Origin of the sequence: Aminobacter sp. MET-1 (genome assembly GCF_026521175.1) — a bacterium.
Classification (GTDB): Bacteria; Pseudomonadota; Alphaproteobacteria; order Rhizobiales; family Rhizobiaceae; genus Aminobacter.
The window spans coordinates 238,784-264,202 of sequence record NZ_JAMSHL010000006.1; the positions used below are offsets into that span (position 1 = coordinate 238,784).

Here is a 25,419-nt window from a genome sequence, read left to right on the forward strand (position 1 = left end):
GTAATTCTCGGCGCGCACGCTGTTATCGATATTTGCAATACATGACTTAAATCTGCAGATATCTTGGCATTTGCCAAGAAGGTGGCGCATGAATATATACAATTACTTTGCATACAAACGATCTTACAGGATGGCGGCGTCGCCACCGCAGCGTTTCACGCTTCGCCTGCGGCATATCTCGCGGCTGTTGCGCCCACTCGAATCGGTCTCTTCCAAGCCATTCACGGAACTCATCGAGGCCAGGAGCAATCGGGGCAGATTGCTGCCTCGAAGTCGACCGCCCGATCCCCGTCTCTTTTTCCGAAACACCTCCGGCACGTCGGCAATCGAATTTGCAATCGTCGCGCCGGTGTTCGTCCTGCTGATCTTCGGGATGATTGCCTACGGCATCTATTTCGGCGCCATGCACTCCGTCCAGCAGATGGCAGCCGACGCAGCCCGCACCGCAATTGCGGGTCTCGACCAGACAGAGCGCAAGACGCTTGCGCAGCGCTACATCGATCTCAATGCGGACGGCTACATCTTCATCGACAGAAGCAAGCTCGTCGTCAACGTCCAAGACAGCACCCAGGACAGCGAACAATTCGTGGTCTCGCTCCGCTACGACGCAAGCCAGCTTCCGATATGGAACCTCTTTCCGCTCCTACCGCTGCCGGAAAAGACAATCGCCCGCAGTTCAACCATTCGGGTGGGGGGTATCTGAATGCGTTTCGTGGAAAAACTTCGCGGCTTCCGCCGGTCGACCAAGGGCAACTTCGCGACAATGTTCGCGCTGTGCCTGCCCATCGGCCTCGCCGCTGCGGCATTCGCGGTCGACGAAGGCTCGCTCTATGTCGAGCGCCGCGAGGCTCAATCGCTTACCGACCTGGCCGCCATTTACGGCGCAGCCAACATCTCCAAGGCCGATCTTGCCGTGCTGAAGGTGTTCAGCAACAACGGGCAGAGCGGTGTCAGCCTGACGACGAATTTCGGCGTCCTGCCGACGATGGCAGGCTACACGCAGGTAAGGGTCGAAAAGGGTCGATACACACCGGACCCGACGATCGAGGCAGGCAAACGGTTCGTCGTCGATGCAACGCCCTACAATGCGGTTCGCGTTACATATCGCAAGGACGGCACGATCTACTTCTCCAACCTCGTCACCGGCCAGCGCCAGATCGTGACCACTGCCGTCGCCAGCGCCCCCGCGGAAGCGGCATTCTCCATAGGCTCGCGCCTTGTCAGCGTCGACACACAGCGGAGCGCTCTGCTCAATCCGCTTCTGGGTGGACTGTTGGGAACCAATCTCTCGCTCAAGGCGATGGACTACAACGCCCTGCTGGCAACCGACGTGAACGCCCTGCAGTTCATGGATGCTCTGGCGACAGAGCTCAAGGTGACCGCCGGCACCTATAATGACCTGTTGGCAGCGGACGCGACTGTCGGGCAGATCGTGTCGGCATTGTCAGCGACGACCAAAAACAAGAATGCCAGCGTGGCGTTGGCTCAACTGCTGGGCGCAAAGATTCCAGGCACCCTGAAAGTCCCGCTGTCGCACTTCATCGACCTTGGCCAGGTCGGCAAGCTGGCTCTGGGGCATGGCGCTTCGGCTTTCGACGCCAAGGTTGGCTTGATGGAAATCATCGGGGCCGCCGCAGCCATCGCAAACGGCAAGAACCAGGTGGCTGCGGATATCAATACCGGCATTCCCGGCCTGGTAGCAGTCAAGCTCAATCTGGCGGTCGGCGAGCCCCCACAGGGCGGCACCTGGTTCGCGATAGGCGAGCCCGGCAAGATCATCCGAACTGCCCAGACGCGACTGCAGATAGAAGCCACGGTCGGTGGTGCCGGCGGTTTGCTCGGCGGCGTTCTCGGCGCCACCGTCAAACTGCCCCTGTATGTCGAGGTCGCCTACGCGGAGGGCCAGCTCAAGAGCGTTTCTTGTCCCACCGGCAAGCCGGCCAGCGCTGTTGTGACGGTAGCGGCAAAGCCCGGTATCGCCGAAGTCTGGCTTGGCGAAATCAACCCGGCCGACCTCAGGATTTTCACCAAAGAACCGGTAGTCAGACCGGCGGAACTGGTCAACGTCAACGCAGTCGGATTGATCAAGGTCGAGGTCAGCGGCAGCGCCAATGTCGACATAGGCAACACCACCCCCAAGACCCTGACGTTCAACAAAACCGAAGTCGACAACCGGACCATCAAGTCGGTTTCCACCTCCAACCTCGCCCAGTCGCTGACAGCTTCGTTGATAGGGGGACTGACGCTCAAGGCCGACGTTAGCGTCCTGGGCTTGGGCATCGGCATACTTTTGCCGTCGGAAGCAGCCGTGAAGACGGCCGTCACGAACCTGCTGTCAGGCGTTACCGCACCCGTCGACAATCTGGTCTTCAGCGTACTTACCTTGCTGGGCGTAAAGGTCGGCGAAGCAGATATCCGTGTTCACGGCGTCTCGTGCGGACGTTCCGTCCTCGTGCTTTGATCTTTCGCAGGAAAAGAAAAGCGCCAGCGGTGACCCGCTGGCGCTTTCGTTTTCAGATGCCAGCAGGCGCCGGCTAGACCACCTGGCGGAACTTGGTCTCGTCGATGGCAGCTGCCATCAACGTCTTCGTATAGGCCTCGCGCGGATCGCCAAAGATGGCCTCTGTCAGTCCCTCCTCGACGATCTTTCCCTGCTTCATGACGATGATGTAGTCGGACATCGCCCGCACGACGGCAAGATCGTGGCTGATGAACAGGTAGGACAGGTCGTGGTCGGCCTGCAGCTTGCGCAACAGGTCCACGATCTGCTTCTGCACCGAGCGGTCCAAGGCCGAAGTCGGTTCGTCCAGTACCACCACCTTGGGCTTCAGGATCATTGCCCGGGCAATGGCGATGCGCTGACGCTGACCGCCCGAGAACTCGTGCGGATAGCGATTGCGCGCCGCCGGATCCAGACCGACCTCGCGCAGCGCCTCGACGGCGCGGGCGTCGCGGTCCCTGGCAGAAAGCGACGGCTCGTGCACAAGCAGACCTTCAGTGATGATCTGGCCGACCGTCATACGCGGCGACAACGAGCCGAACGGGTCCTGGAAGACCAGTTGCAACTCGCGGCGCAGCGGCCGCATTTCGCTGCGACCCGCCTTGGACAGGTCGTTGCTGCCGAAGCGGATCGTCCCCTCGCTCGGCAACAGCCTCAACAGCGCGCGGCCAAGTGTCGACTTGCCCGAACCAGACTCGCCGACGATGCCGATGGTCTGGCATCGCTTCAGTGATACCGAGATACGGTCGACCGCCTTGAGCAGCATTGGCGGACCGGAGAGGAAGCCGCCACCGATCTTGAACTCTACCTCGACGTTGCGCCCTTCCAGAAGGATCGGCGCATCGTCTGGCGGCGGCGCCTTCCGGCCTGTCGGCTCTGCCGCCAGCAGCATCTTGGTGTAGTCGTGCTGCGGGTTGGCAAAAAGCTCGTCGGCCTGGCCTTCCTCCACCACCTCACCCGAGCGCATGACATAAACCCGGTCGGCGAAGCGACGGACGATGCCAAGGTCATGGGTGATGAAGACGATGGCCATGCCGAGCTTGCGCTGCAGCTCGGCCAGCAGCACCAGGATTTGCGCCTGGATGGTGACGTCGAGTGCGGTCGTCGGCTCGTCCGCGATCAGGATGTCGGGATTGTTGGCAAGCGCCATGGCAATCATGACACGCTGGCGCTGGCCACCCGACATCTCGTGCGGATAGGACCTCAGGCGCCGCTCCGGATCCGGAATCTTGACCAGTTCGAGCAGCCTGAGCGCCTCGGCGCGGGCCGCCCTGGCGTCGAGGCCCTGATGGCGCCGGATCGGCTCCATCAGCTGGTTGCCGATCGTGTAGAGCGGATCGAGCGAGGTCATCGGCTCCTGGAAGATCATGCTGATCTTGCGACCGCGGATCTTGTTGAGTTCCGACTTGGGCAGACCAAGCAGGTTCTTGCCACGATACTCCACAGCCCCCGTCGCCTCGCCGTTTGAGGCGAGCAGGTTCATCGCCGCCATCATCGTCTGGCTCTTGCCCGAGCCGGACTCGCCCACAACGGCAACGGCCTCACCGGCACCGACGTTGAGGTTGATGCCCTTGACCGCTTCCACCGCGCCATCAAGCGTGCGGAAGCGGACGCGCAGGTCCTTTACCGAAAGGATTGTTTCTCCAGCCATCTCACCTGTCCTTCGGATCGAGCGCATCGCGAAGTCCGTCGCCGATGAAATTCAGCGCGAACAGCGTCGAGACAAGGAAAAACGCGGGGAACAGGAGCAGCCAGTTGGCCGTGCCGATGTTCTTTGCGCCGACGGAAATGAGCACGCCCCAGCTCGTCATCGGCTCCTGGACGCCAAGGCCCAGGAACGACAGGAAGCTCTCGAGGATGATGACCTGCGGAACCAGCAGTGTCATGTAGATGACAACAGGCCCGAGCAGGTTGGGGATGACGTGCCGCTGGACGATGCCCCGCGAGCGGACACCGAGCGCCTCGGCCGCCTGCACATATTCTTGACGCCGGATCGACAGCGCCTGTCCTCGCACGATGCGCGCCATGTCTAGCCATAGGACAGCGCCCACGGCCAGGAACATCAGCACGAAATTTCGCCCGAAGAAGACGACCAGCATGATGACGAAGAAGATGAAGGGCAGCGAATAGAGCACATCGACGATGCGCATCATCACTTCATCGGTCTTGCCGCCCATGAAGCCGGCGGTCGCCCCGTAGACCACGCCAATCACCACTGCGACGAAGCCGGCGAGCAAGCCGATGGCCAGTGAGATACGCCCTGCCATCAAGGTGCGTGAGAGCTGGTCTCTGCCGACATTGTCGGTGCCGAAGAAGAAATACTGCTGCTTGATCGAAGCGCTGACGACCATCGACAGGCCGTCGGCCGACTTGTTCTCCAACTTGCCGTCGTCGAATGTGTCGGAACGGTCGATGTAACGGATGTTCCGCTCATCGATGGGCTTGGTCGAAACAAGCGTCATGAACACACGCTCGTCTTCCTGTTTCCATTCCTTGAGATCGACGCGCATGCGCTTGACCACGTCGTTCAAGGCAGTCTCGATCATATCCGGCTTCGGATATGCCGACAGGCTTGGCGGCGTGCGCACATAGTCCGAATAGATCGTGGTGTACTGGTGCGGCACGAAAAATGGGCCCACCACGCAAACCACGGCTATGGCGATCAAGTAGAACAGGCTGAACATGGCAGCCTTGTTTGCCTTGAGGCGTGCCCACGCATCGCCCCAAAGCGAGCGCCCGACGACGGGCGCCGCGATAGTTGTATCAGTCATAGCGCACCCTCGGATCGAAGAAGGCGTAGAGGACGTCGACGATCAGGTTGAACAAGATCGTAAACAGGGCGATCACGACGACCGTGCCCATGACGAGCGTGTAGTCGCGGTTGAGCGCCGCATCGACGAAGTAGCGGCCAATGCCGGGAATGGCGAAGATCGTCTCGACGATGATCGACCCGGTCAGCAATGCCGCTGCCGCCGGTCCGGCATAGGACACGATGGGAAGGATAGCGCCGCGCAATGCATGCTTGACCACGACCGACCAGTCGGAAAGGCCAAGGGCCCTTGCGGTGCGGATGTGATTGGAGCGCAGGGACTCGATCATCGAACCACGCATCAGACGGGCGACGATGGCAATCTGCGGCAATGACAGCGTGATGATCGGGCCGATCTTGTTGATCAACGCACCATCACCCCAGCCACCGATCGGCAACAGCATCCAGGTCAGTCCGAACAGCAGCTGAATGACGGGAGCCACGACAAAGGTAGGGATGGTGCTACCGGCCGTCGCCACTGCAATGACCGAATAGTCGCCAAGCTTGTTCTGGTTGAGCGCGGCGATCACGCCGAGCACGGTGCCGATCATCAGCGCCAGAACCAGAGCCGAAGCGCCAAGCTGGATGGAGATCGGAAGACCCTTGGCAAACAGCTCTGTGACCGTGAAGTCGGGCAGGTTGTAGCTCGGGCCGAAATTGCCGTGCAGCAGGTTCTTCAGGTAGTTGCCATACTGAAGCCAGAGCGGGTCGTTGAGACCGAACTGCGCTTCAAGGTTTGCTTTGATTTCGGGGCTGAGGCCACGTTCCTGGTTGAAGGGGCCGCCTGGCGCGACACGGATCAGGAAAAAGGCCAGCGTGACGATGACGAACATCGTCGGAATGGCGGTCAATAGCCGCCGGAATACATATAGAAACATTGGACCTACGCCTTCGCAAGTAAGTCGGATCCGCCACCCCCTTTGCAGGGGATGGCGGCGCTACCGAGACTATTCCTTGCTGACGAAGCGCGAGGGGTGCACGTCCATGACGTTCTCGTCAAAGCCCTTGATCTTCGGGGAGACGAGGTTCTTGTAGCTATAGTAGAGCAGCGGGATCTGGCCGACGTCGTCGATCAGGATGCGCTCGGCCTCTTCCATGTCCTTCATGCGGGCCTCAGGCTTGCCACCGTCGGCAGCAGCCTTGTCCATGGCAGCTTCGAACGCCGGGCTGTTGTAGTTCGAGTAGTTGTTACCCGAAGCCTTGCGCGAAATGCCGAGGAAGCTTTCCGGATCCTTGTAGTCGGCGATCCAGCCGGCGCGGGCGACGTCGTAGTCACCCTTCTGCTCGAGATGGCCGTAGTGGGTCTTGGTGTCGGTGTTGAGCAGGGTCACCTCAATGCCGAGCGGCTTGAGCTGTTCCTGGATCGCGACCGCCGTGTTCTTGTGGTTCTCCGATGTGTTGTAGCGGATTTCCATCTTCAGCGGCTTGCCCGGGCCGTAGCCGAGCTTCTCGAGGACCTTCTTGGCTTCGTCCTCGCGGTCGATCTGCGACATCTCGGCGAACTTCGCGACCGAAGGCTTGTAGCCCTCGATACCAGGAGGCACCATCGAGTAGCCAGGCAGCATCGAGTTCTGCCAGACCTTCTCGGCCAGGAAGTCGCGGTCGATGGCCATGGACACGGCATTGCGCAGCTCGACATTGTCCCACGGCGCCTTGTCGGTCTTGATGGCGTAGTAGTAGGTGCCGAGATAGGCGCCGATGCGCAGCTGGTCGCCGAATTTGGCCTTCAGATCAGCCATCTGCTCGGTCGGGATATCGTCGTTCGAGTCGAGCTCGCCGGCCTCGAACCGCTTGATCGCGGTCGAGCGGTCTTCCGTCGGGAAGTAGTTGACGGCGTCGAGCTTGACGTTGGCTGCGTCATGGAACTTCGGGTTCTTGACGAGCTTGATGTGGTCGTTCGGGACGAACTCGGCCAGCGTGAACGCACCGTTGGAAACCAGGTTGCCCGGCTTGATCCAGTCGGCGCCGAGCTTTTCGATCGCAGCCTTGTTCACCGGATAGGTGGACTGGTGGGTCAGCATCTCGAGGAAGTAAGGCGTGGCCGACTTCAGCGTGACCTCGAAGGTGTTGGCGTCGACAGCCTTGACGCCGAGCTCTTCGGCCTTGGCCTTGCCGGTGTTCACGGCTTCGCCGTTCTTCACGACGTAGAGCATCGAGGCGTATTCGGCCGCAGTGGCCGGGTCGAGCAGGCGGCGGAACGAGTAGACGAAATCGTCAGCCGTCACCGGGCTGCCGTCCGACCAGGTGCCGCCCTGACGCAGCTTGAAGGTATAGACGGTGCCGTCATCAGAAACGGTCCAGCTCTCGGCCGCGCCCGGAATGATCTCGGCATCCTTGTCCTGCATCACCAGACCTTCGAACAGGTCGCGCAGGATGTGAGCTTCATAGACAGTCGAGGTCTTGTGCGGATCAAGCGACTCCGGATCGGCCGAATTGCCGCGATTGTAGACGACCTCCGCGAAGGCAGGCATCGACAGCGCGCCCGCCGTCAATGCAAGCGTCGTAGCGAACACAGTCGCTTTCAGCATGTTTTTAAGCATGAGTTTCCATCTCCCAATTAGGCGTGTTCCCCGTAAAACACGGCCTCGCCTGGTTAGCGCCCGAATGCCGGAATTCCCGGTTTCGTTGAGCGGGCCAGCGGCTCCCTACCGCCAGCGGTGGCTGACACTATTCGCGACGAATTTTTATTTCAACACGACTCATGCTCACCTAAAGTCAACTTAAGCAGGTTCAAACCAAGCGACCGATAAAGTACCCCAGCGGCATCAGGGGGATGCGCCCCGTCTCGACATCGGTTCCGGCCTGGGGAAAACCGACCGGCACGACCTCGCCGAGTTCGTCGGGAACCGCCCAGAAAGCAGCGGCATCTGCAAAATTGAAGACGCAGAGCAACTGTTCACCTTCCGCCTCGCGAACGAAAGCCAGCACGTCGTCCTTCGCTTCGAGCAGCCTGATCGAGCCGTGGGCAAGCGGCAGATGCAGCTGTCGCGCTGCCAGCACGGCCCGGTAGTGCGAGAGCACGGAACCTTCGGCGCGATCCTGCCTGTCGACCGCCAGCGCGCGATGTTCCGTCGGTATGGGCAGCCACGGCTTGCCGTCGGAGAAGCCGCCCTGTTCGGCCTGTGCCTCCCACACCATCGGCGTGCGGCAACCATCGCGCCCCTTGAATCCCGGCCAGAAGCGGATGCCGTAGGGATCGCGCAGATCCGCGAAGGCGAGCTCCGCCTCGCCGAAGCCGAGCTCCTCGCCCTGATAGATGCAGATCGAGCCGCGCAGGCAGGCGAGCAGCGCGATCGAGAATTTCGCCATCGCCTCCGGGTCGCCGCCAGGCCGCGTCCAGCGGGTGACATGGCGGACCACGTCATGGTTGGAAAACGCCCAGCACACCCAGCCGTCGGTGACGGCTTTCTCGAAATCGGCGATGCATTGGTGGACATGCTCGGCCGAGAATTTCGGCCCGAGCATGTCGAAGGTGTAGCACATGTCGAGCTTGTCGCCGCCTGAGGTGTAGCTCGCCACCGTCTGCAACGAGCGCTCCCCGTCGCCCACCTCGCCGACCGAGGCGCGCGCGCCGTATTTGTCGAGCAAAGCTCGGAAACGCTTGAGGAATTCGAGGTTCTCGGGCCGCGTCTTGTCGAACAGGTGGTCTTGATATTCGTAGGGGTTTTTCTCGTCGATCTCGCCGGAAACACTCTTTTCCAGCGGCGGATTGTCTCGCAGCCACTTATCGTGGACGTAGAAGTTTACCGTGTCGAGCCGGAAGCCGTCGACGCCGCGCTCGAGCCAGAAGCGCACGGTATCGAGCAGTGCGGCCTGCACCTCGGGATTGTGGAAGTTGAGGTCAGGCTGCGAGGCGAGGAAGTTGTGCAGATAATACTGTCGGCGGGTCGAATCCCATTCCCAGGCCGGCCCGCCGAAGATCGACATCCAGTTGTTGGGCGCGGTTCCATCTGGCTTCGGTTCGGCCCAGACATACCAGTCGGCCCTGGGATTGTTCCGGCTGGCGCGGCTCTCGACAAACCACGGGTGTTTGTCGGACGAATGCGACAGCACCTGGTCGATCATCACCTTGAGCCCAAGGCGGTGGGCCTCGGCGATCATGGCGTCGAAATCGGCGAGCGTTCCGAACATCGGATCGACGTCGCAATAATCGGAGACGTCGTAGCCCATGTCGGCCATCGGTGACTTGAAGAAGGGCGACAGCCACACTGCATCGACGCCAAGCGAAGCTATATAAGGCAGACGGCCGGTGATGCCGGCAAGATCGCCGCTGCCGTCGCCGGTGCTGTCCTGATAGGAGCGTGGATAGATCTGGTAGATGACGCAGCCACGCCACCATTGGTCGACGTCAGACTTGCCCTTGGCCATGCTCACTGTCCCTTTTCCCGACCGGTCACCGGCAATTCACGCATGAAGCAGACACTGCGGCCTGGCACTGTGATGTTTTCCGCCACAGGCCAGGAACCGTCAGATGTCTGCTGCCATGCAAATCCATCGCGTAGCGGCAATGCGAATGGAGCGATGCGCCTCGCCCCGTTGAACAGGACCGCCAACCGGCCGCCTTCACGTGTCCCGTTGCCAAGCAGCATGGCCAGCCGATGCCGGTCGGGCTCATGCCAGTTGGCGTCGTTCATCGGCCGCCCCGCTTCGGTCAACCATTCGATATCTGCGACCGGCGCACCGCTGCGCGCCGCCCCCTGAAGGAACCCCAGGTCCTGAAAAGCAGGTGTTTCCCACCTCAATCTGGAAAGCACTGCCACGAAGTCTTCCAGGCCAACGTCGCGCTCGGCCCAGTCAAGCCAGGTCAGCTCATTATCCTGGGCATAGGCGTTGTTGTTGCCGTGCTGACTGCGGCCGAACTCGTCGCCGGCAGTCAGCATGATCGTGCCTCGCGAGGCGAACAGCGTGGCCAGCAGGGCGCGCATGTCGACCTCCCGTTCGGCCGCTGTCTCGCGATCACTGCTTTCGCCCTCGACGCCATTGTTCCAGGAGAAATTCTCGTTGTGGCCGTCATGGTTGTGCTCGCCATTGGCCTCATTGTGCTTACGCTCGTAGCGGACGAGATCGGCGAGCGTCATCCCGTCATGGGCGGCAATGAAATTGACCGTGCGTGTGACCGGCCCGCTGCCGAAAATATCGGATGAGCCGGCAAGCCGGGTCGCCAGCGCGCCGACAGTGCCGCGGTCGCCGCGCCAGAAACGCCTGACGTCGTCGCGGTAGCGATCGTTCCATTCAAGAAACTCCTGCGGAAAACCACCGAGCCGATAGCCGTTGTGGCCGATGTCCCAGGGCTCAGCGATCAACACGCGGTCGCCGATCACAGGATCGTCGCGCATCGCCTGAAGCAGCGGCGCATTGGCGTCGAACTTGCCGCCGACCCGGCCGAGAACCGGGGCAAGGTCGAAGCGGAAGCCGTCTATGCCCGCATGGCCGACGAAATGCCGGAGACTGTCGAGGACCAGATCCTTCGCCACCGGATGGTCGCAAGCGACGGTGTTGCCGGTGCCGGTGTCGTTGGCGTAGCGGCCGGGATCGTCGGCAGCCAGGCGATAATAGGCGGCGTTGTCGAGCCCGCGCAGCGACAAGGTCGGGCCAAGCTCGTCGCTTTCGGCCGTATGGTTGAAAACGAGATCGAGCAGCACGCTGATGCCCGCGTCATGCAGCGCGGCAACCGTTTCACGGAGATCGGCCAATCCACCGGGCGCGAGGCGCGGGTCGAGCGCCATGAAGGTCACCGGATTGTAGCCCCAGGCATTGGCAAGGCCGAGCGGCGGCAGATGGCGCTCGTCCATGACGGCCGTGACCGGCATCAGTTCCACGGTCGAGACGCCGAGCTTAAGCAAATGCTCGATGATGACAGGCTGAGCGAGCGCCCGGATCGTGCCACGTAGTCGCTTCGGCACATCAGGGTGCCGCATGGTGAAGGCCCGCACCGGCACTTCGTAGATAAGGCCACCCGGCGTGCAGAGCGGCAGTGCAGCCGCTGTCATCGGCTGCGTTTCCGCCACTGCCTTTGGCATCAGCCCGGCGGTATCTCCGCCCTTCCCACGCAGCGCCGTCAGTCGTGAGTCGTAACGATAGGCGCGATCGATCCTGACGGCATATGGATCGACCAGCAGCTTGTCGGGATCAAACCAGAACCCGTCCTCAGGCGCATAGCGGCCATCGGCACGAAAACCGTAGCGGGTGCCCGCACTCAGGCCCGGCACAGACAGGGCAAAGACGCCGTCATCCTCTCGGTGCAGCTGCAGCCGGTCGGTTTCGGCGTTGCCGTCGGCGTCGAAGATCGACACCCACATGCGTTCGGCCGTGCCCGACCATGCGGCAAAGCGAATGCCACTGTCGGTTACGGTCGCGCCGAACCGCGGCCAGTATCCAGCCGCGCCTTCTGTCATCAGGTGATGACGCTCGGCTTGTCGCGGCCGGTATGGGCACGGATGCCGGCGATGTCCTCGGCCGCCTGGATCAGGTCGGCGAGCGCTTTCTGCGTGTCGAGATCGTGGCGTGCCGGGTCGGGTTCGAAGCGCTCGATGTAGACGCGCAAGGTCGCACCCGACGTGCCGGTGCCGGAGAGGCGGAACACGACGCGCGAGCCGCCCTCGAACAGGATGCGGATGCCCTGGTTCTTGCTCACCGAGCCGTCGACCGGATCGTTGTAGGCAAAGTCGTCGGCACTGGCGATCTTCATGCCGCGAACGCTGGCGCCCACCAGCGCGGCGAGCTTGCCCCTGAGTTCGTCGACCAACGCGTTGGCGCGATCGGTCTCAACCTCTTCATAGTCGTGCCGCGAATAGTAGTTGCGGCCGTAGGTCGCCCAGTGCTTGGCGGCGATCTCCCTGGCGCTTTCGCCGCGCACAGCCAGGATGTTGAGCCAGAGCAGAACCGCCCACAGCCCGTCCTTCTCGCGGACATGGTCGGAGCCGGTGCCGGCACTCTCCTCGCCGCAGATCGTCGCCATGCCGGCATCGAGCAGATTGCCGAAGAACTTCCAGCCGGTCGGCGTCTCGTACATTCCGATGCCGAGCTTTTCGGCCACCCGGTCGGCGGCGCCGCTGGTCGGCATCGAGCGGGCGATGCCCTTGAGGCCGGCTTTGTAGCCCGGCGCGAGATGAGCGTTTGCTGCAAGCATCGCCAGAGAATCCGACGGCGTGATGAAGATGCCGCGGCCAATGATCAGGTTGCGATCGCCGTCGCCATCGGAGGCAGCGCCGAAGTCGGGCGCATTCGGCCCCATCATCTCGTCATAGAGATGCTTGGCGTGCACCAGATTGGGGTCAGGATGGTGGCCGCCGAAATCCTCGAGCGGCACGAAATTGCGGGCGGTGCCGTTGGCTGCGCCCAGCCGGCGCTCCAGGATTTCCTTGGCGTATGGTCCTGTCACCGCGTGCATGGCGTCGAAGCGCATGCGGAAGCCCGACTTGAACAAGGCGCGTAGCGCGTCGAAGTCGAACAGGCTCTCCATCAGCTCGGCGTAGTCGGTCACGGGGTCGACGACCTCGACCTTTATGCCGCCAACCTCGAAGGTACCCAGCTTGTCGAGATCGACCGCATCCACGTCGGCGATCTTGTAGCTGCTGATGACCTTGCTGCGGGCATAGATCGCATCCGTCAGCTTCTCGGGCGCGGGACCACCATTCTCGGCATTGTACTTGATGCCGAAATCCTCGTGCGGGCCGCCTGGATTGTGGCTGGCCGACAGGATCAGGCCGCCGAAGGCCTTGCGCTTGCGGATCAGGTTGGAGGCGGCGGGCGTCGACAGGATGCCGCCCTGCCCCACCACCACGCGACCGAAGCCGTTGGCGACCGCCATGGCGATCACCTTCTGGATCACCTCGCGATTGTAGAAGCGGCCGTCGCCGCCGACGACCAGCGTCTTGCCAGCGAAACCCTCGAGCGCATCGAACACCGACTGAACGAAGTTCTCGACATAGTTCGGCTGCTGGAAGACGGGCACCTTCTTGCGCAGGCCCGACGTGCCCGGCTTCTGGTCGTTGTAGGGTGTGGTGGCGACGGTGCGAATCATTCAGGCAGCCCTTTTTGCGAGAAGCTTGCGATAAAGTGCGGCGTATTTCTGGGCACTACGGTCCCATGACACATCGGACTTCATCCCCTGCTTTTGGATGGCGGCCCAGGCAGCCGGGTCGGCATGGAGCGCATTGGCCCGGAGGATCGCGTGGTGGAAGGCGCCGGCATCCTCCGGCGCGAACTGGACACCCGTCGCAACGCCCGCCGCAACCGCCGCCTCATTGGCGTCGATGATGGTGTCAGCCAGGCCGCCGGTCCGCGCCACCAGCGGCACGCAGCCGTAACGCAGGCCGTAGAGCTGGGTCAGACCGCAGGGCTCGAAGCGCGATGGGATCAGGATGCCGTCGGCACCGCCCTGGAGCAGGTGAGACAGCGCCTCATCATAGCCGATGACGACGCCGACACGGCCGCGATGGCGGGCGGCAGCTGCCAACAGCGCGCCTTCCAACCCCGCGTCGCCCGAGCCGAGGATCGCCAGCCTGGCGCCTGAGGCCACCACTGGATCGACGATTGCCGAGAGGATATCGATGCCCTTCTGCCAGGTCAGGCGGCTGACCACGCAATAGAGCGGCCCTTCGTCCTTATCCAGCAGCATGCGCTCCTCGATCGCGCGCTTGTTGGCCTTGCGCCCCTTCAGGCTTTTCGCCGAATAATTCACGGCCAGATGCGTGTCGGTCTCGGGGTTCCAGATGTCGTCGTCGATGCCGTTGACGATGCCGTGCAGGTCGGGCGCGCGCAGGTTGATGAGCCCGTCGAGCCCCATGCCGAAAGCCGGCGACCGGATTTCCTGCGCATAGGTCGGGCTGACAGTTGTGATCGCCCACGCTGCCTGCAAACCTGCCTTGAGGAAGCCGATACCACCGTAATATTCGACGCCGTCGAGCGCCATCGCCTGCTGCGGCAGGCCGAGGCCCGCGAAGATGCTGGCGCCGAACTGGCCCTGGAAGGCGAGATTGTGCACCGTCATCACCGACGGCACGTCAGACGCCTCACCGTAACGCATGTAGGCCAGCGTCATCGCCGACTGCCAGTCATGTGCGTGCACGATATCGGGCTGGTAGTCCTTGATCGCGCCTGCGGCGATGTCGGCGCCAGCCCGCCCAAGGGCCGCGAAACGCCTCCAATTGTCCTGCCAGTCGGCGCCCTTGGCGTCGCCATAAGGCCCGCCGGGTCGGTCGAACAGATGCGGCGCGTCGAGCACAAGCAGGTCCAGGCCCGCGACCTCCGCGGCATGGACCGTCGCCTTGCCGCCCTGCAGCGCCGCATAGTGATGCACCGCCTTCTTTTTCTTGAGCGCGCCCAGCACCACAGGATAGCCCGGAACCAGGCTGCGCATCCGAACGCCCAGCCCGACCAGTGCTTCCGGCAATGCCCCGGTCACGTCGGCCAGCCCGCCGGTCTTGATCAGCGGAAAAATCTCGGGCGTGACCGAAAGTACCTGCACCGGCTAAAGCTCCAGCCTGTTGATCATGTCCTGGGTGATCAGGCAGATGCCCTTTTCGGAGACCCGGAAGCGCTTGGCATCCAGCACCGGGTCCTCGCCGACGACCAGCCCTTCGGGGATGTGTACGCCGTGATCGATGACAACTCTTTTAAGATGGGCATTGCGGCCGACATGACAGGCCGGCAGCATCACCACGTCCTCGAGCGAGGCGAAGGAATTGATGCGCGCACCTGTGAAGATCAGGCTGCGCTTCAGCGATGCGCCTGACACAATGCAGTCGCCGGAGACAAGCGAAGAAATCGCCTGTCCGCGCCGGCCGTCCTCATCGTGGACGAACTTGGCCGGCGGCGTCAGTTCCGCATAGGTCCAGATCGGCCAGTCGCGATCATAAAGATCAAGTTCCGGCGTAACATCGGTCAGGTCGATATTGGCTTCCCAATAGGCGTCGACTGTTCCGACGTCGCGCCAGTACGGTGCAGCCTCCGCCGTCGAGCGCACGCAGGACTTGGTAAAGCGGTGCGCCACTGCCTTACCGTGCTGGACGATGTAAGGGATGATATCCTTGCCGAAGTCGCGGCTCGAGTCCGGCTCGGCGGCGTCGCGGCGCAACTGCTCCATCAGGAACTTGGTCTTGAAGACGTAGATGCCCATCGAGGCCAACGCCAATTCGGGATTGTCGGGAATGCCGGGCGGATCGGCCGGCTTCTCGATGAAGGAAATGATGTTGTCCTTCTTGTCGACATGCATGACGCCGAAACCGGTCGCCTCCATGCGCGGCACTTCCAGGCAGCCAACGGTGACGTCGGCGCCGGCATCGACGTGCTGGCGCAGCATCAGCTCATAATCCATCTTGTAGATGTGGTCGCCGGCGAGGATGACCATGTATTCGGGGCCGTAGGCCTCGATGATGTCGATGTTCTGGTACACCGCGTCGGCGGTGCCTTCGTACCATTGCGTTTCCGAAACACGCTGGCTGGCAGGCAGGATGTCGAAGCTTTCGTTTCGTTCCGGCCTTAGGAAGTTCCAGCCGCGCTGCAGATGGCGGATCAGCGAATGCGCCTTGTACTGGGTGGCGACGCCGAGGCGGCGGATGCCGGAATTCAGCGCGTTGGACAGGGCGAAGTCGATGATGCGCGTCTTGCCGCCGAAATAGACCGCGGGCTTGGCGCGCCGGTCGGTGAGCTCCTTCAGCCGACTGCCACGGCCACCGGCCAGCACATAGGCCATGGCATCGCGGGCCAGTGGCTGGTTTCTCTTCAGTTCCATGGCATCCTCCCTGCTCAGTCCGCCACAAATTCCAGCATGACCGTCGCCAGCGGCGGCAGAAGCAGCGTCGCGGCCGCCCCTCCTCCATCCGCCTGGCTGGCCGTGACCATGCCGCTGTTGCCCTTGCCGGACCCGCCATAAACGAGCGCGTCCGAATTGAAGATTTCCCGCCACTTGCCGGCCTGGGGCAGCGGCACGCGATAATTGTCACGCGGCACCGGCGTGAAATTGGAGATCACGGCGATCGGCGCGCCGCCGGGCGCCTTGCGCAGCCAGGCAAAGACCGAATTCTTGGCGTCGTCGACGATCAGCCACTCGAACCCCTCTGGCTCGCAGTCGCGGGCATGGAGCGCCGGCCGCGAGCGGTAGAGATAGTTGAGGTCGCGCACCAGCTGCCGGACGCCACGATGCGGGGCGAAGTCGAGCAGGTTCCAGTCAAGCGCCCTCTCCTCGCTCCATTCCGAGCGCTGAGCAAACTCCTGCCCCATGAACAGCAGCTTCTTGCCGGGATAGCCCCACATGAAGGCGTAGTAGGCGCGAAGGGTCGCAAATTTCTGCCAGTCGTCGCCAGCCATCTTGTTGAGCAGCGTGCCCTTGCCGTGGACCACCTCGTCATGGGACAGCGGCAGCACGAAATTCTCGCTGAAGGCGTAGAGCAGACCGAAGGTGATCTCGTTGTGGTGGTGCTTGCGGTGGACCGGCTCCTTCGACAGGTACTCCAGCGTGTCGTGCATGAAGCCCATGTTCCACTTGAAGCCGAAGCCCAGTCCGCCCTCATGCACCGGCTGCGACACCTTCGGCCAGGAGGTCGATTCCTCGGCGATCGTCATCACGCCGGCGTGGGCGCCATATACAGCTGCATTCATCTTCTGCAGGAAGCGCACCGCCTCCAAGTTCTCGCGGCCGCCGAATTCGTTGGGGATCCACTCGCCTTCCTTGCGCGAGTAGTCGAGGTACAGCATCGAAGCCACCGCATCCACGCGCAGGCCGTCGACATGGTATTTTTCGGCCCAGTAGAGCGCGTTGTTGACGAGGAACGAGACCACTTCGCGACGGCCGAAATTGTAGATCGCCGTGTTCCAGTCGGGATGGAAGCCCTGCCGCGGGTCGGCGTGCTCGTAAAGTGCCGTCCCGTCGAAATGCGCCAGGCCATGCTCGTCGACAGGGAAATGCGCCGGCACCCAGTCGAGGATGACGCCGACCCCGGCGCGATGGGCGCCGTCGACGAAACGGGCGAAACCGTCGGGGTCACCGAAACGGGCGCTGGGCGCGTAGAGCCCCGTCGTCTGGTAACCCCAGGACGGATCGTAGGGATGCTCCGAAATCGGTAGAAACTCGATATGGGTAAAGCCGGTCTCGATCACATAAGGGATAAGCCTGTCGGCCATCTCGTCCCATGACAGGAACGAGCCATCGTCGCCGCGCTGCCACGAGCCGGCATGAACCTCATAGATGCTGATCGGCTCGCGGCGCTGGTCGGTGCTGCGCCAATAGGCGCGGTGCTTGTCGTCGCCCCATTGGTGATCCAGGGGCGCTGCGGTCACCGAAGCGGTCGCAGGCCGCAGTTCCGAGCGGAAGGCGAACGGGTCGGCCTTGAGCGGCAGGCGCACACCGCGCGCGCCGATGATCTCGAATTTGTAGGGCCTGCCCGGGCCGATATCGGGAATGAATATCTCCCAGATACCGGTGTCCTGGCGATTGCGCATCGGATGGCGACGGCCGTCCCATTCGTTGAAATCGCCGACCACCGACACGCGATGCGCATTTGGCGCCCAGACGGCGAAATGGGTGCCGCTTGCGCCCTCATGCGAAATCAGATGGGCGCCAAGCTTGTCGAACAGCCGCCGGTGCGACCCTTCGGAGATGAAGTAGTCGTCCATCGGTCCAAGCACCGGGCCGAAGCTGTAGGCGTCAGTGACCCACCAGTCGCCGCCGGCATTGCGGGCATGATATTTGAGCGGCTGGCGCTTGCGGATCGAAAGCTTGCCTTCGAAGAAGCCGTCGTCACTGACGCGCTCCAGCTCACCGCATGCCTTGCCTTGCAGTGTATGCGCAGTGACCGTCTCCGCATGCGGGATGAAGCAACGCGCAATGAAGGCCTTGCCTGCCTCCTGAAGCCCGAGCACCGCGAAAGGATCGCCATGAGTGCCGTTGACGATCGCCTCGATATCGCCCTTTGAAGCTCTTGCGAACTCCGGCTTGGTCTCGGCGGCCGCGCGCGGCTTGTTCATGTTGAGGCGTCCCCTCCCAAGGATCGTCGCGAGGTTAGGTCATGCAATCACATCAGGCGGGTACGTTCCAGATTTCTTTCGCATATTGACGAATGGTCCGGTCCGAGGAGAACCAGCCGACGCGGGCGACGTTGCGGATGGCGCGGGCGTACCAGTCGGGACTGTCGCGCCAGACCGTGTCGACCTGCCTCTGCATCGCCGCATAGGCGTCGAAATCGGCAGCGACCATGAACCAGTCGTGCTGGTAGAGGCCGTCCATGAGATCGCGATAGCGGCTCGGATCGTCAGGCGAGAACACGCCTGACGAAATCGCCGCCACCGCCTGCTTGAGCTCCGGCGACGCATCGATCACGGCGCCCGGCTGGTAGCCGTTGCTGCGACGCTCGGCGACTTCCTCAGCGGTCAGGCCGAAGATGAAGATGTTGTCGTCGCCGACATGCTCCTTGATCTCGACATTGGCACCATCGAGCGTGCCGATGGTCAGCGCCCCATTGAGCGCGAACTTCATGTTGCCGGTGCCCGACGCCTCCATGCCAGCCGTCGATATCTGCTCCGACAGGTCGGCCGCCGGCATCAGGATTTCGGCCGCGCTGACATTGTAGTTCGGCACGAACACGACCTTCAGCAAGCCGCGCACCGAGGGGTCGTAATTGATGACCTTGGCCACGTCATTGGCCAATTTGATGATCAGCTTGGCGTTGTGGTAGCTGGGTGCCGCCTTGCCGCCGAAGAACTTGACGCGCGGGATCCAGTCGCGCTCTGGATGCGAGCGGATCTGATCGTAGAGCGCCACCGCCTCGATGATGTTGAGCAACTGGCGCTTGTACTCGTGAATGCGCTTGATCTGGATGTCGAATAGCGCCGACGGATCGACCCTGATGCCCAGCCGTTCGGCAACAAGGTTCGACAGGCGCTCCTTGTTGGCCCGCTTCACCGCCGCGAACCTCTCGCGGAAGGCAGCGTCGCCCGCAAGCGGATCGAGATCGCGGATCGCATCGATATCGTCGAGGAAACGGTCGCCGATCGCCTCGCGCGCCAATCCGGTCAGGCCGGGATTGCACTGGATCAGCCAGCGGCGCGGCGTGATGCCGTTGGTCTTGTTGTTGATGCGGTCGGGATAGAGCCGATGCAGGTCGGCGAACACCGTCTCCTTCATCAGTTCGGTGTGCAGCGCTGACACGCCATTGACGCTGTGCGAGCCGACAAAGGCCAGGTTGCCCATGCGCACGCGCCGGCCGCCATCCTCCTGGATCAGCGAGATGCGGATGATCTGGCCGTCGTCGAACTTGCCCGTCGCCCGCGCTTCGAGCAGCACCTCGGCGTTGATCGCATAGACGATCTGCATATGGCGCGGCAGCAGGCGCTCGAACAGCGGCACCGGCCAGCTTTCCAGCGCCTCGGGCAGCAGCGTGTGGTTGGTGTAGGCGAAGGTACGCTTGGTCAGGCCCCATGCCGTGTCGAAGTCGAGGCCGTGGACGTCCATCAGCAAGCGCATCAGCTCGGGAACGGCGACCGCGGGATGGGTGTCGTTCAGATGGATCGCCGCCTTTTCCGGCAGCGACAGCAGATCGCCATACTGGCTGAGATGGCGCTGGAGGATGTCCTGCAGCGAAGCGGTCGAGAAGAAATACTCCTGTCGGAGCCTGAGCTCCTGGCCCGCCGGCGTCGCATCCGCCGGATAGAGAACGCGAGACAGGGCGTCAGCCTTGTTGCTCTCGGCGAGTGCACCGATGTGATCACCGGCGTTGAACTTGTCGAGCAGGATGGGATCGACCGGCATGCCCGACCACAGGCGCAGCGTGTTCACCCGCGCGCCGCGCCAGCCGACGACAGGTGTGTCATAGGCAACCGCCAGCATATGTTCGATCGGCTTCCAGACATGGCGCTCGAGCCGGCCGTCCTTTGATGTGATCGATTCCACCGAACCGCCGAAGCCGACCTCGAATGCGCGCTCGCGGCGCTCGAACTCCCAGGGGTTGCCGTGTTCCAGCCAGGTCTCCGGCAGCTCGACCTGCCAGCCGCCATGGATTTCCTGACGGAACATGCCGTTGGCATAGCGGATGCCGTAGCCATGGGCAGGAACATCGACGGTCGCCATGCTCTCCATAAAGCAGGCGGCGAGCCGGCCGAGGCCGCCGTTGCCGAGTGCGGCATCGGGCTCGAGCTTGGCGATGACGTCGAATTCGACGCCGAGCGAGGCCAACGCTTCGCGCATCGCCTCCATCAGGCCGAGATTCGAGAACGCGTCCCGCATCAGGCGGCCGATCAGGAACTCAAGCGACAGGTAATAAACCCGCTTGGCGCTCTTTTCGTAGGATTCCTTGGTCGAGGAAATCCATTGGTCGACGATGCGGTCGCGGACGACCTTGATCGAGGCGGTCAGCCAGTCGTGGTCAGTGGCAACCGTGGCGTCCTTGCCGAGCCGGTATTTGAGAGCCTGGAGGATTTCGGCGGCGAGCGCCTCGGGACTGGTGTTTCCCAGCGGTAACCGGGTGATTTCAGGGGTCTCTGCGCGGGTCATCTTGCCTCTCGCGTAGTTAGCCAGTTGGGCAACCTTGTCACTTACCTCCCTCGCCGACACCTATCCTCCCGATCTCATCTTAGATGCAACGAATACAATTCCAATCGATTTAAATCTCCGCGTCAATCCCGCGACGCGGAGATTTCAGGTTGTGGTCAGGCAGCGAGCGCGGCCTCCGGCGGCTTCTTGGCGCCGGTCATGAAGGCGACTGCATCCGACATCGTGTACTCCTTGGGATCGATGACGGTGAGACGCCGCCCGAGCCGGTGGATATGGATGCGATCCGCCACCTCGAAGACATGCGGCATGTTGTGCGAGATCAGCACGATCGGCAGACCACGGCGCTTGACGTCGAGGATGAGTTCCAAAACCCGGCGGCTTTCCTTGACGCCGAGGGCCGCTGTCGGCTCATCCATGATGACGACCTTCGAGCCGAAGGCAGCGGCACGCGCCACGGCGACGCCCTGGCGCTGGCCGCCCGACAACGTCTCGACGGCTTGGCCGATGTTCTGGATGGTCATCAGGCCGAGCTCGGTCAGCTTGTCGCGCGCCCGCTTTTCCATCGCCGAGCGATCGAGCATGCGAAACCAATTGCCCAGGATACCTGGCTTACGGATTTCGCGACCGAGGAACATGTTGTCGGCGATCGACAGCGCCGGCGACAGAGCGAGGTTCTGATAGACCGTCTCGATGCCGGCGTCGCGCGCCTCCATCGGCGCCTTGAAGTTGACCACCTTGCCTTCGAGGCGGATCTCGCCTTCGTCGGGCGTGATGGCGCCGGAGATCGCCTTGATGAGCGACGACTTGCCAGCGCCGTTGTCGCCGATCACAGCGAGTATTTCGCCGGGATAGAGGTCGAAATCGGCCTGATCGAGGGCGGTCACGCGACCATAACGCTTGACCAACCCGCGGGCGGTGAGAAGAGGTTCGGTAGACATCAGCCTGCAACCTTTCTGATCCACTGGTCGACGGCAACGGCTGCGATGATGAGCACGCCGATCAACAGGTAGGTCCATTGCGGATCGGTGCCGATCAGGCGCAGTCCGAGCTGGAAGACGCCGACGATGAGCGCGCCGAACAGCATGCCCAGGATCGACCCGCGTCCGCCGAAGAGCGAGATACCGCCGATCACCACGGCGGTGATGGATTCGATGTTGGCGAACTGGCCGGCGGTCGGCGAAACCGAACCGATGCGGCCGATGAGAACCCAGCCACCAAGCGCGCAGATCAGACCCGAAATCACATAGACCGAGATCAGCACTTTCTTGACGCGCACGCCGGACAACTGTGCTGCTTCAGGGTCGTCGCCGATGGCATAAACGTGCCGACCCCAGGCGGTGTGGTTGAGCACATACCAGAGCACGGCCACCAGCAGCACCATGGCGACCACGCCATAGGTGAAGACGGCATTGCCCACCCTGAAATTGTGAGCGAAGAACTGGAGGATCGGCGCCTGCGCCTCTATGTCCTGCGAGCGGATCGTCTCGTTGGCCGAGTAGAGGAAGTTCGAGGCCAGCACGATCTGCCACATGCCGAGGGTGACGATGAACGGCGGCAGCCTCATGTAGGCGACGAGCGCGCCGTTGATCCAGCCGCACAAGGCACCGACGCCGAAACCGCAGAGGATGGCGAGTGACGGCGGCAGACCGTAGCGGAAGGTGAACTGGCCCATCACCACCGACGACAGCACCATGATCGCGCCGACCGACAGATCGATGCCGGCCGTCAGGATGACAAGCGTCTGCGCCGCACCGATGACGCCCGTGATAGCCACCTGCTGGAGGATCAGCGTCATCGAGAAGGCGGAGAAGAATTTTGTGCCGATGATGAGGCCGAAAGCCGCCAGCGAGGCAACAAGCACGATCAGCGGCACGGCAGCCGGGTTCGAGTGCAGGAAGTGCTGGATCTTCTCGACCGTCGAGCGGGTATGGGTGTCGAAACTTGCCACCGACGTGTCGCTGCCCGAGAGAACCTTCTCGAACTCTTGCGGCCGCCTGGCATCTGCCGAAGCGTCAGACATATCGAATTCCTCCCGTTGAGGGACTTTGCATCCCTCTTGCAGGAAGGGCGACCAAGGGGACTGGCCGCCCTCCGTCTGCAAGAGAGTGTCACGCCGTCAGGCGATCAGATCAACCCCAGCACTTGGACAGGCCGGTCTTTACGTCGATCGACTCGACACCCTTGGCGGGCTTGTCGGTCACCAGCGCCACGCCGGTGTCGAAGAAGCTCTTGCCTTCGGTCGGCTTGGGCTTCTCGCCGCTGTCGGCGAACTTCTTGATCGCCTCGATGCCGAGCGATGCCATCAGCAGCGGATATTGCTGCGAGGTGGCACCGATGACGCCGGCCTCGACGTTCTTGACGCCTGGGCAGCCGCCGTCGACGGAGACGATCAGCACGTTCTTTTCCATACCGACAGCCTTCAGCGCCTCATAGGCGCCGGCAGCGGCAGGCTCGTTGATGGTGTGGACGACGTTGATGGAAGGGTCCTTCTGGAGAAGGTTTTCCATGGCCTTGCGGCCGCCCTCTTCGTTGCCGTTGGTGACGTCGTGACCGACGATGCGCGGATCGTCCTCGTCGCCGATCTTGTTGGGGTCCTTCACGTCGATACCGAAGCCCATCATGAAGCCCTGGTCGCGCAGCACGTCGACCGTCGGCTGCGACGGCGTCAGATCGAGGAAGGCAACCTTGGCGTCCTTGACCTTGTCGCCGAGGGTTGCGGCCGCCCACTGGCCGATCAGCTTGCCGGCTAGCAGGTTGTCGGTGGCGAAGGTGGCGTCGGCCGAGTCAGCCGGCTCAAGCGGAGTGTCGAGTGCAATGACCAGGATGCCGGCGTCGCGCGCCTTCTTGACCGCAGGCACGATGCCCTTGGTGTCGGAAGCAGTGATCAGGATGCCCTTGGCGCCGTCGGCAATGCAGGTCTCGATGGCCGCGACCTGGCTCTCGCTGTCGCCGTCGATCTTGCCGGCGTAGGTCTTGAGATTGACGCCGATCTCCTTGGCCTTGGCGGTCGCACCTTCCTTCATCTTGACGAAGAAGGGATTGGTATCGGTCTTCGTGATCAGGCACGCGCCGACATCGGCAGCCGATGCAGGTGCAGCAATGCCTGCGAGCGCGGCAACCGCCGCACCAAAGACAGTCGTCTTCAGAACTGAAAATTTCATCGGGTACTCCTCCCAAAAACAAACCATGCGGCCCCATCATCGGGGCACCGCCCAGGACACTCATGCACTCTTCCCAGTCGAGTATCCGGCACCAACGAAACACCAATCGAACGAGTGAGTCAATAATTAAATCACTCTTATTTATTATTGACAGGATTGCATGCCAGCCGCATTCTGCCCCAAAAGAACACTGCGGATTTTTGAGGCAGAACCGCGGGAATGACGGAGGAAGCCGGTGGAGGCCGGGAGCATTAAGTACGGTTCGCCGGAGGCGATGGAGGGCCAGCATTTGCGCGGCACCAACCAGAGCGGCATGCGCGACCACAACGAGCGGCTGGTGCTGTCACTTGTCCGGCAGAGCGGCGCGCTGGCCAAATCCGACATTGCGCGCATGACCGGCCTGTCGGCGCAGACCGTCTCCGTCATCATGCGCGAGCTGGAAGTCGAAGGGCTGCTGCTGCGCCAGGAACCGATCCGCGGCAAGATCGGTCAGCCTTCCATTCCGATGGCGCTCAACCCCGAAGGTGCCTTCTTCATCGGCCTCAAGATCGGCCGCCGCAGCGCCGAACTCGTGCTCATCGACTTCCTCGGCAACATCAGGGCGATGCTGCAGAGCTCCTATCGCTACCCTGCCCCGCGCGACACGATCGAGTTCGTCCGCTCGGGCATCGCCCAGATGCGGGCCAGCCTGACGCGCGAGCAGGACAAGCGCATCGCCGGCCTCGGCGTGGCCATGCCGTTCGAACTGTGGAACTGGGTCGACACGGCGGGCGCGCCGCGCGAAGTGATGGAGGAGTGGCGCAACCTGGACATGCGCACCGACCTGCAGGCACTGGTCCCCTTCCCTGTCTACCTTCAGAACGACGCCACCTCGGCCTGTGGCGCGGAGCTTGTGTTCGGCGACATCGGCACTCTGCGCGACTTCGTCTATTTCTACATCGGCGCCTTCGCCGGCGGCGGCGTGGTGCTCAACGGCAGGCTGTACAGCGGCCCGTCGGGCAATGCCGGTGCGCTGGGCTCCATGCCCGTGCCCGGCCCCGGCGGCAGACCGACACAGCTTATCGATGTCGCCTCCATCGCCATGCTCGAAAAGGCGCTGAACGATCAGGGCACGGATGCCTCGCACCTGTGGTCATCGCCCGAGGAATGGGGCGAACTGGGCCCGGCACTCGACGACTGGCTGGCGAGAGCAGGCGATGCGCTCGCCTACGCCATCGTCGCGTCCGCCTCCGTCATCGATTTCGATAGCGCCGTCATCGACGGCTGGATGCCCACCACCGTCCGCGCTCGCCTCGTCGAAGCGGTGCAATCCGCCATCGGCAGGATCGACGTCGAGGGCCTGCGCCTGCCCTCAGTGCGCGAGGGGACCGTCGGCATCCACGCGCGCGCCCTCGGCGGCGCAAGCCTGCCACTTTCCGAGCGCTTTCTGGTCGGCGCGACCGCTCTTTCCCGGGGACCTTGA

Annotated in this window: 17 protein-coding genes; 3 read left to right on the forward strand and 14 right to left on the reverse strand. The window is 62.7% G+C overall.

What is annotated here, in order from left to right; genetic code table 11:
• Window positions 1-130 precede the first annotated feature (130 nt).
• The gene (locus tag NDO48_RS11595; protein ID WP_018426930.1) at window positions 131-703 is read left to right on the forward strand and encodes a TadE/TadG family type IV pilus assembly protein; all 573 of its coding nucleotides are present in this window, start codon (window positions 131-133) and stop codon (window positions 701-703) included.
• Window positions 704-2,461, forward strand: a complete 1,758-nt coding sequence (locus NDO48_RS11600; protein WP_018426929.1) for a TadG family pilus assembly protein — start codon at window positions 704-706, stop codon at window positions 2,459-2,461.
• A 73-nt stretch (window positions 2,462-2,534) separates the two neighbouring features.
• Here the strand turns inward: NDO48_RS11600 and NDO48_RS11605 are convergent, their stop codons facing one another.
• From NDO48_RS11605 to NDO48_RS11670, 14 genes are all read right to left on the reverse strand, one after another.
• Window positions 2,535-4,151, reverse strand: a complete 1,617-nt coding sequence (locus tag NDO48_RS11605; protein ID WP_018426928.1) for an ABC transporter ATP-binding protein — start codon at window positions 4,149-4,151, stop codon at window positions 2,535-2,537.
• Window position 4,152: 1 nt separating this feature from the next.
• Window positions 4,153-5,271 (reverse strand): ABC transporter permease, encoded by a 1,119-nt coding sequence (locus tag NDO48_RS11610; protein ID WP_018426927.1) that lies wholly within the window; start codon window positions 5,269-5,271, stop codon window positions 4,153-4,155.
• The gene (locus NDO48_RS11615) at window positions 5,264-6,187 is read right to left on the reverse strand and encodes an ABC transporter permease subunit (RefSeq protein ID WP_026226978.1); all 924 of its coding nucleotides are present in this window, start codon (window positions 6,185-6,187) and stop codon (window positions 5,264-5,266) included. The genes NDO48_RS11610 and NDO48_RS11615 overlap by 8 nt, the downstream gene beginning before the upstream one ends.
• 69 nt (window positions 6,188-6,256) lie before the next feature.
• Complete coding sequence (locus NDO48_RS11620) at window positions 6,257-7,849, reverse strand: peptide ABC transporter substrate-binding protein (protein WP_026226977.1); 1,593 nt, start codon at window positions 7,847-7,849, stop codon at window positions 6,257-6,259.
• A 190-nt stretch (window positions 7,850-8,039) separates the two neighbouring features.
• Window positions 8,040-9,677, reverse strand: a complete 1,638-nt coding sequence (locus NDO48_RS11625) for an alpha-glucosidase family protein (protein WP_018426924.1) — start codon at window positions 9,675-9,677, stop codon at window positions 8,040-8,042.
• Window positions 9,678-9,679: 2 nt separating this feature from the next.
• Window positions 9,680-11,704 (reverse strand): glycogen debranching protein GlgX, encoded by a 2,025-nt coding sequence (glgX, locus tag NDO48_RS11630; protein ID WP_267321491.1) that lies wholly within the window; start codon window positions 11,702-11,704, stop codon window positions 9,680-9,682.
• Window positions 11,704-13,332, reverse strand: coding sequence for an alpha-D-glucose phosphate-specific phosphoglucomutase (locus NDO48_RS11635; RefSeq protein ID WP_018426922.1), 1,629 nt, complete (start codon window positions 13,330-13,332; stop codon window positions 11,704-11,706). Before NDO48_RS11635 ends, glgX begins: the two co-directional genes overlap by 1 nt.
• Window positions 13,333-14,778, reverse strand: a complete 1,446-nt coding sequence (gene glgA / locus NDO48_RS11640; protein ID WP_018426921.1) for a glycogen synthase GlgA — start codon at window positions 14,776-14,778, stop codon at window positions 13,333-13,335.
• Between the two features lie 3 nt (window positions 14,779-14,781).
• Window positions 14,782-16,044 carry a glucose-1-phosphate adenylyltransferase gene (gene glgC / locus NDO48_RS11645; protein ID WP_018426920.1) on the reverse strand — a complete coding sequence of 421 codons (1,263 nt, stop codon included), beginning with the start codon at window positions 16,042-16,044 and terminating at the stop codon, window positions 14,782-14,784.
• Window positions 16,045-16,058: 14 nt separating this feature from the next.
• Entirely contained in the window at window positions 16,059-18,275 is a 2,217-nt protein-coding gene (glgB, locus tag NDO48_RS11650) for a 1,4-alpha-glucan branching protein GlgB (protein ID WP_267321492.1), read from the reverse strand.
• A 52-nt stretch (window positions 18,276-18,327) separates the two neighbouring features.
• Window positions 18,328-20,796 (reverse strand): glycogen/starch/alpha-glucan phosphorylase, encoded by a 2,469-nt coding sequence (locus NDO48_RS11655; RefSeq protein ID WP_018426918.1) that lies wholly within the window; start codon window positions 20,794-20,796, stop codon window positions 18,328-18,330.
• 155 nt (window positions 20,797-20,951) lie between these two features.
• Entirely contained in the window at window positions 20,952-21,734 is a 783-nt protein-coding gene (locus NDO48_RS11660) for an ATP-binding cassette domain-containing protein (RefSeq protein ID WP_026226976.1), read from the reverse strand.
• Window positions 21,734-22,816, reverse strand: a complete 1,083-nt coding sequence (locus tag NDO48_RS11665) for an ABC transporter permease (protein WP_018426916.1) — start codon at window positions 22,814-22,816, stop codon at window positions 21,734-21,736. The genes NDO48_RS11660 and NDO48_RS11665 overlap by 1 nt, the downstream gene beginning before the upstream one ends.
• 109 nt (window positions 22,817-22,925) lie before the next feature.
• Complete coding sequence (locus tag NDO48_RS11670; protein ID WP_018426915.1) at window positions 22,926-23,957, reverse strand: sugar ABC transporter substrate-binding protein; 1,032 nt, start codon at window positions 23,955-23,957, stop codon at window positions 22,926-22,928.
• A gap of 274 nt (window positions 23,958-24,231) precedes the next feature.
• Here NDO48_RS11670 and NDO48_RS11675 point away from each other — a divergent pair, with 274 nt between their 5' ends.
• A complete protein-coding gene (locus NDO48_RS11675; RefSeq protein WP_018426914.1) occupies window positions 24,232-25,419 on the forward strand; it encodes an ROK family transcriptional regulator in 1,188 nt (395 codons plus the stop codon).

What these genes read in the sequence shown, in the direction of transcription:
- NDO48_RS11625 (WP_018426924.1), bottom strand. Translation starts at nt 9,677, where the DNA reads ATGGCCAAGGGCAAGTCTGACGTCGACCAATGGTGGCGTGGCTGCGTC.
- glgB (WP_267321492.1), bottom strand. Translation starts at nt 18,275, where the DNA reads ATGAACAAGCCGCGCGCGGCCGCCGAGACCAAGCCGGAGTTCGCAAGA.
- NDO48_RS11615 (WP_026226978.1), bottom strand. Translation starts at nt 6,187, where the DNA reads ATGTTTCTATATGTATTCCGGCGGCTATTGACCGCCATTCCGACGATG.
- NDO48_RS11610 (WP_018426927.1), bottom strand. Translation starts at nt 5,271, where the DNA reads ATGACTGATACAACTATCGCGGCGCCCGTCGTCGGGCGCTCGCTTTGG.
- NDO48_RS11655 (WP_018426918.1), bottom strand. Translation starts at nt 20,796, where the DNA reads ATGACCCGCGCAGAGACCCCTGAAATCACCCGGTTACCGCTGGGAAAC.
- glgX (WP_267321491.1), bottom strand. Translation starts at nt 11,704, where the DNA reads ATGACAGAAGGCGCGGCTGGATACTGGCCGCGGTTCGGCGCGACCGTA.
- NDO48_RS11675 (WP_018426914.1), top strand. Translation starts at nt 24,232, where the DNA reads ATGGAGGGCCAGCATTTGCGCGGCACCAACCAGAGCGGCATGCGCGAC.
- NDO48_RS11605 (WP_018426928.1), bottom strand. Translation starts at nt 4,151, where the DNA reads ATGGCTGGAGAAACAATCCTTTCGGTAAAGGACCTGCGCGTCCGCTTC.
- NDO48_RS11660 (WP_026226976.1), bottom strand. Translation starts at nt 21,734, where the DNA reads ATGTCTACCGAACCTCTTCTCACCGCCCGCGGGTTGGTCAAGCGTTAT.
- NDO48_RS11665 (WP_018426916.1), bottom strand. Translation starts at nt 22,816, where the DNA reads ATGTCTGACGCTTCGGCAGATGCCAGGCGGCCGCAAGAGTTCGAGAAG.
- NDO48_RS11600 (WP_018426929.1), top strand. Translation starts at nt 704, where the DNA reads ATGCGTTTCGTGGAAAAACTTCGCGGCTTCCGCCGGTCGACCAAGGGC.
- glgC (WP_018426920.1), bottom strand. Translation starts at nt 16,044, where the DNA reads ATGGAACTGAAGAGAAACCAGCCACTGGCCCGCGATGCCATGGCCTAT.
- NDO48_RS11670 (WP_018426915.1), bottom strand. Translation starts at nt 23,957, where the DNA reads ATGAAATTTTCAGTTCTGAAGACGACTGTCTTTGGTGCGGCGGTTGCC.
- NDO48_RS11635 (WP_018426922.1), bottom strand. Translation starts at nt 13,332, where the DNA reads ATGATTCGCACCGTCGCCACCACACCCTACAACGACCAGAAGCCGGGC.
- NDO48_RS11620 (WP_026226977.1), bottom strand. Translation starts at nt 7,849, where the DNA reads ATGCTTAAAAACATGCTGAAAGCGACTGTGTTCGCTACGACGCTTGCA.
- NDO48_RS11595 (WP_018426930.1), top strand. Translation starts at nt 131, where the DNA reads ATGGCGGCGTCGCCACCGCAGCGTTTCACGCTTCGCCTGCGGCATATC.